6 protein-coding genes are annotated in these 12,297 nt (G+C 44.0%); all 6 read left to right on the top strand.

The features are described from left to right. Positions 1–156: 156 nt before the first annotated feature. The 6 genes from B5G04_RS16605 to B5G04_RS16575 all read left to right on the top strand — a co-directional run bounded on the left by B5G04_RS16605 (position 157) and on the right by B5G04_RS16575 (position 12,236). A complete protein-coding gene (locus B5G04_RS16605) occupies positions 157–2,898 on the top strand; it encodes a SusC/RagA family TonB-linked outer membrane protein (protein ID WP_087398083.1) in 2,742 nt (913 codons plus the stop codon). 11 nt (positions 2,899–2,909) lie between these two features. After that, positions 2,910–4,547 (top strand): RagB/SusD family nutrient uptake outer membrane protein, encoded by a 1,638-nt coding sequence (locus tag B5G04_RS16600; RefSeq protein WP_087398082.1) that lies wholly within the window; start codon positions 2,910–2,912, stop codon positions 4,545–4,547. An 82-nt stretch (positions 4,548–4,629) separates the two neighbouring features. Continuing rightward, positions 4,630–5,604, top strand: coding sequence for a GNAT family N-acetyltransferase (locus B5G04_RS16595; RefSeq protein WP_022039477.1), 975 nt, complete (start codon positions 4,630–4,632; stop codon positions 5,602–5,604). Positions 5,605–5,621: 17 nt separating this feature from the next. After that, on the top strand, positions 5,622–6,620 hold the full coding sequence (locus B5G04_RS16590; protein ID WP_087398081.1) for an aldo/keto reductase: 999 nt from the start codon (positions 5,622–5,624) through the stop codon (positions 6,618–6,620). Positions 6,621–7,430: 810 nt separating this feature from the next. Next, positions 7,431–8,693, top strand: a complete 1,263-nt coding sequence (gene sbcD / locus B5G04_RS16580; protein WP_087398079.1) for an exonuclease subunit SbcD — start codon at positions 7,431–7,433, stop codon at positions 8,691–8,693. A 93-nt stretch (positions 8,694–8,786) separates the two neighbouring features. After that, positions 8,787–12,236 (top strand): AAA family ATPase, encoded by a 3,450-nt coding sequence (locus B5G04_RS16575; protein WP_087398078.1) that lies wholly within the window; start codon positions 8,787–8,789, stop codon positions 12,234–12,236. Positions 12,237–12,297 lie beyond the last annotated feature (61 nt).

Below are 12,297 nucleotides of genomic sequence, written 5' to 3'. Positions count from 1 at the left end.
GCTGAGTAATGTTTTGATTTGCAACTATAAAATTACTCATTTTCTGCGATATGTGGAAATCCCTGTGCCTCTTTTATATCCCAAGAAGAAGGTTATCTATTAACTTGCGAAACTTGAATTACATATATTTGCATAAACCATGTTCCTTAGACGCTTATGAAAAAAGAAAAACACTTTTTGACAACATGTATTATCGTCTCTTCTTTTTGCCTGCAACCCTTGTCGGCACAAGAAAAAAAACAACATACGGAATCGATTCCCGATTCTGTATTGAACATCGGATATGCACAAGGCAGCCTGATAAACCTTTCAGGTTCGGTAGAACGGATTACCGAACAACAGATGAATAAAGAACAAATCACCAACCCTTTGGAAGCCATCCAAGGACGAGTGGCAGGACTTACCATTCTGAAAAGCAGCAACGGTATGGCTGCACTGGAATCTGTACGTATGCGGGGTACCACTTCACTGACTAGCGGAAACGACCCGCTAATCATTGTCGATGGTGTACTGGGTGACTTAACGATGCTGACATCCATTTACCCAGCCGACATCGAAAGTTTCACCATCCTGAAAGATGCATCAGAAACTGCCCAATATGGTTCTCGGGGAGCTTCGGGAGTCATCAATATTGTCACTAAAAAAGGGACGGCAGGGAAAACACGGATAAATTACAGCGGAAGCTTCGGCATAGCCCACGTCTACCGCCACTTGGACATGCTTTCAGGAACAGAATATCGAAGAGTGGCAACCGAAAACGGTCTGCACTTTCTGGACAAAGGTTATGACACAGACTTCCAAAAGGAAATAGAACAAACCGGATTGCAACAAAATCATAACATCGCATTTTATGGAGGAGGTGAAACATCGAACTATCGTGTCTCACTAGGCTTCCAGAACCGTGAAGGAGTTGTCCGACACGAAAATATGAAACTATTCACCTCGAACATGAATATGAACCAGAAATTACTGGATGGCTTCATTGATTGCGAACTGGGACTGTTCGGCTCAGTAAAGCGTAACCGCACCTTATTCGATTATCAAAAGACATTCTACTCGGCAGCAACGTTCAACCCTACCTACCCCAACCACAAAAATCCTGAGACAGGAGGATGGGACCAGATAACCACAGCCAGCCAGATAACAAACCCCTTGGCGTGGATGGAAGTGAACAACCAGAATGCCACATCATATTTTAGTGCCCACGCCCGCCTGACCTTCCACCTGTTGAAAGACCTGAAGCTGGTTCTGTTCGGTTCGTACACATACAGTGACAGCGAAGACTCGCAATATCTTCCTACCAGTGTATGGGCACATGGGCAGGCTTACCGAGGCGACCGAAAGTCTGAATCACTTTTGGGAAATCTGATGCTTACCTACCGCAAACACAAAGGAGTGCATTTCTTTGACGCACTGGCACTGGGCGAACTGGAGAAAGATATTTATAAAGGATTTTATACAACCGTGACTAACTTTTCTTCCGATGAAACCGGATTCGATAACCTGCAAGGCGGAGCACTCCGACCATGGGAAGGCACCGGTTCATATTTCGAAGAACCGCATCTGGTTTCATTCTTGGGACGCGTGAACTATACATTCGACAACCGTTACGTACTGACCCTGAATGCACGTACAGACGCTTCATCCAAATTCGGTAAAAACCATAAATGGGGATTTTTCCCTTCGGCATCCATTGCATGGAACATTTCGGAAGAAGCATTCATGAAACGTTTCCGCTACATAGACAACCTGAAAATACGTATGGGATACGGGCTTGCAGGCAATCAGGCAGGTATCGATTCGTATACCACCATGGCATTAGTCCGTCCTAACGGAATAACACCTACTGGCAATGCCCCATTGGTCACATACGAAAACCTCCGGAACATCAACCCCAACTTAAAATGGGAAGTGAAACGCACGTTCAATGCAGGATTCGATGTGGGATTATACGGCAATCGGCTCCTGCTTTCGGTCAATTACTACAACTCGAAAACCACAGACATGCTTTATTCCTATAATGTAAGCGTACCTCCCTTTGCCCACAACACCTTACTGGCAAATCTGGGTTCCATGCGGAACAGCGGAACAGAAATATCCATAGGCATCACACCACTGAAAACACAAGACATGGAACTGAACATCAACGCAAACATTACTTTCCAACAAAATAAACTCCTCTCGTTAAGCGGCATGTATAACGGAGAATACGTCTCGGCTTCCGAATACACCGCCATCGCCGGATTAAACGGTGCTGGCACACACGGAGGATACAACAACATCGTGTATCAGATTGTAGGACAACCTTTGGGCGTATTTTACTTACCACATTGCGAAGGACTTGCAGCAGACGGAAAAGGAGGATATACTTATCAGATTGCCGACCTGAACGGTAGCGGGGTAAACCTGGAAGATGGCGAAGACCGCTACATAGCCGGACAAGCCATTCCGAAAACGCTATTGGGTTCGAACATCAGTTTCCGCTACAAAAATATAGACATTTCCTTACAGATAAACGGAGCATTCGGACATAAAATATACAACGGGACATCCCTCTCGTATATGAACATGAACAGCCTGCCTGATTACAATGTGCTGGAAAAAGCCCCCAAACAAATGATAAAAGACCAGACCGCTACCGATTACTGGTTGGAAAAAGGCGATTATGTCAACTTCGATTACCTGACTATCGGATGGACCATCCCTCTGAAACATACCCGTTTCCTAAAAGGAGTACGCCTGGCAGGCACTGTCAACAATTTGGGAACCATCAGCAGCTATTCGGGACTGACTCCATTAATTAACTCCAGTTTAGCAGACAACACGCTAGGGGTAGACGACAAACGTACCTATCCGCTTTCGCGCACATACACAATCAGTCTTAGTCTTAACTTCTAATTACGAGCCTTATGAAAAGACAGTATACCTTTATTTTTTTGTTGCTTTCCCTCTTGTTGGGAATGCCTTCGTGCAGCAAGTTTCTGGAAGAAGACCCACGCGACAGCCTTGACGAAGACACCGCTTACGAAACGTTACAAGAGTTATTCCAAAACGGCGTCTTGTCGCTCTATAACCATATCGGCGGATACAACGACAGTCAGGGACTGCAAGGAACCGGACGTGGCGTATACGACCTGAATACTTTCACAACCGATGAAGCCATTATGCCCACACGGGGTGCCGACTGGTTCGATGGAGGATTCTGGCAAGGACTTTACCTGCACCGGTGGGGAGTGAACAACGATGCGATACACGACACATGGGAATACTTGTACGGAGTCATCATTTTGTGCAACAAGTCGCTGAAGAAAATCCAATCGTACGCAGAAAAACATCCAGATGAAGACACCCGTATCTATGCTGCAGAAGTACGGGCACTGAGAGCCATGTTCTATTATTATACCATGGACCTGTTCGGTAATATTCCCCTGCTCTTATCTTCCGACCTACATGTCAGCGACATCGAACAACAAAAGCGAAGTCAAACATTCCGTTTCATCTTCGATGAACTGCAAGATGCAGTTCCCTTCTTAAGTAAAGAACGCAGTAACCAACCAGGCATCTATTACGGAAGAATCACACAGCCAGTAGCATACTTCTTGCTGGCCAAACTGGCATTGAATGCAGAAATCTATGCCGATGACCTCTGGACAGACTCCGACAAGCCAGACGGCAAACAATTATTCTTCGACATAGATGGCAACCGGCTGAACGCATGGGAAACCGTACAATATTATTGCAGGCAGATTACCTCGGCCGGATACAGACTGGAAGCAGACTACACACTCAACTTCGCCATTTTCAACGAATCATCGCAAGAAAACATTTTTGTCATACCGATGGACAAGACACTATATACCAACCAGTTCATCTATCTGTTCCGCTCACGCCATTACAACCATGCCAAAGCGTATGGCTTAGGTGGCGAAAACGGTTCGAGTGCTACCCTCGAAGTATTGGAAACATTCGGATACGATACCCCTGATACAGATCCCCGCTTCGATTTCTGCTATTTTGCCGGTCCGGTAAAAGACCTTGACGGGAATCCGATATTGCTGGATGACGAACAGACACCTTTGGTCTACGAACCTTGGCAAGTCAGTCTTGACCTGTCTGGAACCGCATACGAACAAACCGCCGGAGCCAGGATGAAAAAATACGAAGTAGACAAAACCGCGCTAAAGGACGGAAAACTAATCAACAACGACATTGTCCTGTTCCGCTATGCCGACGTGTTGCTGATGCAAAGTGAAGCCAAAGTACGCAACGGAGAAGACGGCAATGCCGAACTGAATGAAATACGTAACCGGGCAGGTGCATCGCCACGAACTGCTACCCTTGAGAACCTGCTGGCTGAAAGACAATTGGAGTTGGCATGGGAAGGCTGGCGCCGTCAAGACATGATCCGTTTCGGTACTTTCACCCGTCCTTACAGTTTTCGCCCCCAGGTGGAAAACGAAACAAGCGGTTTTACCACCGTATTCCCCATTCCACAAAAAATACTTGGTATGAACAAAGCCATGAAACAGAATCCGGGATACGAATAACAGGTTGGCTTGATATCACAGAAGCAAAATCCTTTGCCCCGAAGCCCGTTGTTACCTAAAAAAAGTTTATCTTTGCAATATCATGGCTATCCAAGTGAATATATACGAACAGTCGAAAGACATCCCGGACCTTCCAGGAACCAATGTTTTTCATTCTACCGAGTTGTTCCAGATATTAGAACAAACTCCCGGTTACCGTCCGGTACTGCTAGTAGCTTGGGAAGGTAATAAAGCAGTAGGCAAACTACTCTGCATTACCCGGCGTAACGCACGGATTACCGGACTATGTAACAAAACGTATGCTTACGGGACAGGCGAATATTTCCACTCGGCTGTGAAAGACGAGACCATTTTCGGCAAATTTCTTTCTTACCTTACGGTACGTTTTCAGGACGATTCGTTCTTTCTGGAATTCCGTAATTTGGAACAATCGCTTTTCGGTTACAAATACTTCCGCCAGAACGGATATTTCCCTGTACGCTGGTTGCGGGTACGCAATTCCATTCATCACACTGCATTAGACAAATGGGCCAGCCCGTCCCGCAAGCGCCAGATCGCACGCGGACTGAAAAACGGAGCCCAAATGGATGTAGTAAACAACCGCAAAGACCTTGAAGAGTTCTTTGCCATGCTGAGAAAATACTATGCTTCGAAAATTCACCGTTTCCTACCCGACCTCCGTTTCTTTATTTCCCTGCTAGAACATCCTACCCGAGATAAACTGGGACAAATATTCGTCATTCGCTACAAAAACAAAATCATCGGCGGCTCTGTCTGCCTCTTTTCGCAAGACACTGCTTACTTACTATTCTCTGCCGGAATGCGGAAAAGCTATCCCCTACTCTATCCAGGCATCTTGGCTGTATGGAAAGCCATGACTTATTCACGCCAACACGGATACAGACATTTCGAATTCATCGAAGCTGGCATTCCTTTCAAAAAATATACATACCGTGACTTCATTCTCCGCTTCGGTGGCAGGCAAATCAGTACACGCCGATGGTTCAGAATCAGATGGAAATGGCTGAATCGGATACTCATTCATTTTTACATATAATCTTAAAAAACGACTCTATGAATAATTATGTTTACGCAGCAGACAAAAACCGTTATGAATGTGGCATGAAATACCGGCGTGCAGGAAAAAGTGGCATTCTCCTGCCGGAAATATCACTGGGAATGTGGCACAACTTCGGAGACATAGATATCTTTTCGACTTGTAAAAACATCGTCCATTATGCTTTCGACCATGGAATCACACATTTCGACCTAGCAAACAACTACGGTCCCTCAGCAGGCTCGGCAGAAGAAACATTCGGGCAAATCATGCAAAAATCAATGGCACCTTACCGCGATGAACTGTTTATCTCAACAAAAGCCGGACACGACATGTGGCAAGGTCCTTACGGAACCTGGAACTCACGCAAACATCTTATAGCCAGCCTCGACCAAAGCTTAAAACGGATGCATCTGGAATATGTAGATATTTTCTACAGCCACCGCTATGACCCGGAAACACCTTTGGAAGAGACCTTACAAACATTGGTAGACATCATACACCAAGGCAAAGCACTCTACGTAGGTATCTCTAAATACCCGAAAGACAAGGCAGAAGAAACCTACAACTACCTACAATCGCAGCACATACATTGCCTGTTATATCAAGGAAGATACAATATGTTCGACCGTAAAGTAGAACAAGAAGGCATACTCGACCAAGCACGACAGGCTGGCAGTGGATTTATCGCTTTCTCACCACTTGCTCAAGGACTGTTGACAAACCGCTACCTGAATGGTATCCCCACCGACTCACGCATCGCACGAGGCGGTTTCTTAAAGAAAGAGTCCCTTACCCCTGAAACAATCGGCAAAATAAAAGCTTTAGACAAAATCGCAGCTTCACGTGGACAAACACTGGCTGAAATGGCACTAGCCTGGTTACTGAAAGATGACCTGGTTACTTCGGTCATTATCGGTGCCAGCTCCGTACTGCAATTGCAAGACAATCTAATGTGCTTGAAGAATACAGCATTCAGTTCCGAAGAACTCAAGCAAATAGAACAAATACTTTAAGAAACCGTTTTGAATTTATCGTGCGATGATTTGGGATGAGTTTTTGTAGAGACGCAAAATCTTGCGTCTTTACTATGAGGAAGATAGCGGGCTATCTGACGAAGAACAGAAACGGGAAGGATCAAAAAATCACCCAAAGCACACACGAAAATGAATAGAAAAACTTTTTGAAGAAATTCAAAACAGCTTCTTCTAAGGAAATATGAATGGCCGCCATTAGCCAATCCGTCCGAGTCGGAAACGCAGTAGTACTGCATTTGCCGATGAAGTATATATCCGTAGGCGAATGCAGTATATATTCAATCACGAATGCAGTATATATTCAATCACGAATGCAGTATATATTCAATCGCGGATGCAGTATATATTCATTTTTCAGGGGTATATATTGGTTGTTGTCGGACATGCATTTTAAGACAAACATATAGTCCATCCGCTGTAAGATTCTTAATCTTACATCAGATGAAGTTATCTGCTGCTGAGAAAGAATATAGTTTAGAAGCTGTTTTGGATTTATCGTGCGATGATTTGGGATGAGTTTTTGAGGCATTTTTCGCTTCTGTGATGAGGAAGATAGCGGGCTATCTGACGAAGAACAGGAGCGAAAAGGACCAAAAAATCGCCCAAAGCACACACGAAAACGGATACATCAAGCCAAGAAAAACTTTTTGGAGAAATTCAAAACAGCTTCTTAGAAAGCAGAAGCAGGTGCTTGGAAAATTAAAAGACCCCCAATTGCATATTCTCGTTTTTTCTTGCATATTCCAACTATTTTTGATAACTTGCCTTTAGAAACCTATAATTACAAGCATGAAAATACTTCATACTGCCGATTTGCACTTGGGACAAATCATTTATCAAAATTATGAACGGAACGATGAGCACGATTGCTTTTTCTCACAATTGGAACGATGGTGCCAAGAAGAACAGCCCGACGCCTTAATCGTAAGTGGGGATGTATTCGATATCCAACAACCTTCGGCTGCCGTCTGGAAATCATTTACCGACCGTTTTGTACGCTTACACCAAGCCTCCCCTACCATGCATCTGGTCATCGTCGCAGGCAATCACGATTCAGCCTCCCGCATCCAATCTAATCATGAGATATGGAAGCTGGCTAATACACACCTTATAGGAACACCGCCACCTGCCGATTTTACATCGGCAGACGAATGGCAAAAAAATTTCATAATCAGTCTGCCGAACGGGTACATTATTGCATTACCTTATATGACTGGCGAACGTACCTCCATGATTCAGTCACTGCTGGACTATGTAAAAGCGGAAAATACTGAAGGGAAGCCAGTTATCATGACAGGACATCTTACTGTCAAAGGAAGTGATATGACAGGACACGACTTCGATATCGGGCACATACGTACCCAAGAAATTGCTAGCTTAGGCACAGGATACGACTACCTGGCACTTGGACACATACATAGACCGCAAACCATCGGACACAGAGATGACAACCAGCAGACAGACGTAACCTACCCTGCCCCTGTCATACGCTATGCAGGCAGTGCCCTGCACGTAAGTAGCGATGAAAACTATCCTCACACCGTCAGTGTCATAGAAATAAAAAGTCATGGAGGCAAGGTACGTATACGGCAATTACGCATCAACGAATTACGTCATTTCTATCTTTTACCTGCCAATGAAACTGCATTTGCCAGTGCCGAAGAAGCACTGAACGGCATCAAACAATTTGCCGAAAAAGGTGGAAGAGGATATATCCGCTTGCAAATGGATTATGCAACATCGTTACCTTCAGATTTCAATCAAATGGTCTACACCATCACCGATGCTTATAACGGTGAATTGCGCTACAATCCAAAAATAAAATGGACAGGAACTTCAGAAAACAACACTGTCGAGGCAACCAAACCCAAATTTGAAGTAGCCGAAATACAACAGATGACAAATCCGGTTCTCTTTATAGAAAAAACCAAACAACAATATCCAGAACTCGACATGGATGAAGTACGTCAGGCATTTGTCGAAATAGAAGCGGAAGTAAAACGCATGGCAGAAGAAAGTAATGCTTCGCGCAAAAAAACAATACAGAATTAACCGCATAAACAGCAGATTCCGAAGTCTGTAAATCATTCATTGCCAGCAAATGCATACCCCATACAAGACTAAAAACTTGATAATCAAATAATCATGAAAATAAAAGAACTACATATCAGGAACATTGCTTCCATAGAGAAAGGTGACATTGATTTTGAAAACGGGTTACGTGATGCCATAAGTGGCGAAACCGCCCCGCTTTTTCTTATCAGCGGAGATACCGGTGCCGGAAAAACTGTAATACTGGATTGTATCTCAATGGCTTTATACAAGAAAACTCCCCGCATAGACGGAGTGGCCAACGCTATGAGAAATGATTATGTCAATGCCGAAGGAGAAACCCTGCGGGTAGCCAGCATCGAGCAATATACCCGCTTAGGAATATCCGAACGTGAAGAATGTTACAGCGAAGTGATATTCGAAGGAAACGATGGAATGAACTACCATGCACGGCTTTCCCTTGGCATGCAGCGAAGCCGTAAACAGCTGAAGCATCGACAGCCTAAATGGGAAGTTAAAAAAGGAGACAACGACTGGATATCCGGCAATACAGAAGTAGCCAACACCATCTTACAGGCAGTAGGACTTACCTTCGAACAATTCGGACGCATGGCCATGCTGGCACAAGGACAATTCGCAACATTCCTTACCGGTAACAAATCCGAACGTGAAGCCATCTTGGAACAACTGACAAATACCGAACGTTTCTCAAAATACGGTGCCGCTATCAAAAACCTCTTCGACAAAGCCCAGGCTATCTACAAGCAAACTCAAACTGAATATGAAACAGAAAAAACACATATTTTAGACAAAGAAGAAAAAGAAAAACTGCTTGCCGAACAATCCAATATAAACACTCAAAAACAGACACTGGAAACAAAAATCCGACTAAACGAACAGCAACTCACTTTAGTCAATACCATCAATCAATGCCGCAAAAACCAAACGTTAGCTCAAGAAGAACTGGAGCAACTGCAAAAACGCTTACAAGGGGAAGAATACAAAGCAGACATGAAACTGGTCAAAAACTGGGACAACACCACTGCCCAACGCCAAACACTCGTCAAAATGCAAGAAGCAAAAGTCAAAAGGGAACAATCGCTTTCCCAAGAACCCATGTGCCAACAAATGTTCAACCGACTTTCCGCCGATTTTGCCCAACGCAACCATGACATGTCCCTACTATCCGACAAAACCGAAAAGTTACACCAATGGATAACGGCACATCAAAGTCAAGAAGAAGTGTATAGCAAAACCGGAGAAATCATTCAAAAGATACGACAATATGAAGACACCAACAAAGAAATACAAACCATCGCCAGACAGATAGAAACTGAAACCGCCCGAACAACGACCTTAAAAAACATTGTAGAAAAGACCGCACAGGCAGCAGCAAATACAGATAACGCAATAGCTGACATACAAAAAAACATAGAGACCTTAAGCAAACAGCGTGAAATGCTGAACCCAGTTTTGATAAACCAAAACCTTGAACAGGCAAACATGAGAAATACCAGATTGAAACAGCTTCAGCAAACCCTACAGAACATGGAGACCGATACAAACAATCTGGAAAAACTTGATAAAGAAATTAAAGGACAAACCGAAAAACTGACCATTTTCCATCAAGCAGTCCAAAAAGCCGAAGAAGCCTATCTGGCTGCTAAAGAAAAAGACGAAAAAGCCAATAACCTGCTCCACACCATGCAAACCAGTCTGGAAGAACACCTTGTCACGTTACGCAAACGTCTCATTGCTGAGCAGGCAGACATCTGTCCCTTGTGTGGACAACACATCAATCACATATATCTTGACGAAGACTTCAAAGCCGTGCTTACCCCTCTTGAAAAAGAGAAAAACATTACAGAGGAAAACCTGTTGAAAGCTACCACAGCATATGATGAAGCAAAAAAAAGATACAACACAGCATCTGGCATGCTCGAAACCCAAAGACACATACTGGCTGAGCAAAAGAATAAAGCCGATGCTACCAAAAAACAGGCACTGACCGTGGCAAAACAATCGGGTCTGGATATAACGAAACCCATAGCACAACAGGTCAACATAGCCATAAACGAAATCGGACAGATCCTCCACCAACTCAAACTGCAACAAAAAGATGCCGAAGAATTACAAAACAAGATTAATCTGTTGCTGAATGAGAAGAAGAAGCTTGAAATCCAAAAAACAACAGCCGATAAAGCCAAAGTCCAGGCAGACAAAGATTTTTATGCCAACGAGCAACATATACATCAATTACACGAACAAAAGAAAGCTGGAGAACGGACCGCAATCAACCTCTTCACTGACTTGAACGCAATATTGGCAAACTGGATGCCCGGTTGGCAACAAGACACCTACAGCACCAAAAATATTCTTTGCCGTGATGCTAACGAATACGCAGATATGAAAAAAAAGTTTGATACAGCTGCACAACAATTACAAACAGCAAAGGCTACAGCAGTCTCCATCGGAAACACAAGAGACAAAATCCTCCATTTACATGCCGGATGGGACACTTCAGCCTCTCCTGCCACTTATCCATGCAGTGACATCAATGATGAATGGACCAGGCTTTATATTGAAATTAATACAATAGCCAAAGACACGTGTGAGTGTACTGCCATTATCACAGCTTGCGAAACCACACTGGGTATATATTACAAGACATCAGGCACAGCCGAATCTGATCTTATTGCCCTCGTTGGAAAAGAAAAAGAAATACCAGAGGCACGCCAACGTCTCAATGACCTCCAGGCAAGTATCACCTCACGACGTGATGCCATTGCCACAATGCAAAGGCAACAGACTGAAGCTATGGAAAAGCTAGGTATCTGTGAAGGACAAGATATCCCAGACCTTACACTGCTACAGGAAGAAAAAAACATACTTGCACTTACCCGTGACCAGCTTGTAAGTGAACAGGCAACTATCTGCAGTAAACTGGAAGAAGACAAACGCAACGAAGATAACTTCAAAAAGATAACAGCAAGACTGGAAGCTGTAAAAAAGAATTTTACAAAATGGGACCGGCTAAATTCCCGCTTTGGAGGAACTCGTTTCCGCACACTCGTACAATCCTATATCCTGCGGCCGTTACTCAACAATGCAAACATCTATCTCGCACAGATTACCGACCGTTACAAGCTGACATGCAGCGAAGAAAACGAACAGCTTTCCATTTTAGTCTTAGACTGTTACAACAAAAACCAAGTGCGCAGCGTAACAGTGCTTTCGGGAGGCGAACGCTTCATGATTTCATTGGCATTATCGCTAGCACTCTCGTCGTTGAACCGTCCGGACATGAATATAGACATTCTGTTTATTGATGAGGGCTTCGGCACACTTGATGAAAAAAGTTTAGACTCTGTCATGTCTACCCTTGAACGACTACAGGAAATTGCAGGACAAAACGGGCGACGTGTCGGCATCATATCGCATCGTGAAGAGTTAGACGAAAGAATCAATGTACAAATCCGTGTCATAAAAAAAGGAGAAGGACGCAGCCGCATCGAATTGAAAGGAACAATGCCTGTCAAGTAAATATCACCATCTGTATGCCGTGAGAAAAACCAGACATGCATCTTTTCTGAAAATAAATCGA

Source organism: Bacteroides sp. An51A (genome assembly GCF_002161565.1).
GTDB classification, from domain to species: Bacteria; Bacteroidota; Bacteroidia; order Bacteroidales; family Bacteroidaceae; genus Phocaeicola; species Phocaeicola intestinalis.
Note: the sequence above shows the minus strand (reverse complement) of the source record. Positions and strands in the feature narration are given on the sequence as shown.

What these genes read in the sequence shown, in the direction of transcription:
- B5G04_RS16605 (WP_087398083.1), top strand. Translation starts at nt 157, where the DNA reads ATGAAAAAAGAAAAACACTTTTTGACAACATGTATTATCGTCTCTTCT.
- B5G04_RS16600 (WP_087398082.1), top strand. Translation starts at nt 2,910, where the DNA reads ATGAAAAGACAGTATACCTTTATTTTTTTGTTGCTTTCCCTCTTGTTG.
- B5G04_RS16595 (WP_022039477.1), top strand. Translation starts at nt 4,630, where the DNA reads ATGGCTATCCAAGTGAATATATACGAACAGTCGAAAGACATCCCGGAC.
- B5G04_RS16590 (WP_087398081.1), top strand. Translation starts at nt 5,622, where the DNA reads ATGAATAATTATGTTTACGCAGCAGACAAAAACCGTTATGAATGTGGC.
- sbcD (WP_087398079.1), top strand. Translation starts at nt 7,431, where the DNA reads ATGAAAATACTTCATACTGCCGATTTGCACTTGGGACAAATCATTTAT.
- B5G04_RS16575 (WP_087398078.1), top strand. Translation starts at nt 8,787, where the DNA reads ATGAAAATAAAAGAACTACATATCAGGAACATTGCTTCCATAGAGAAA.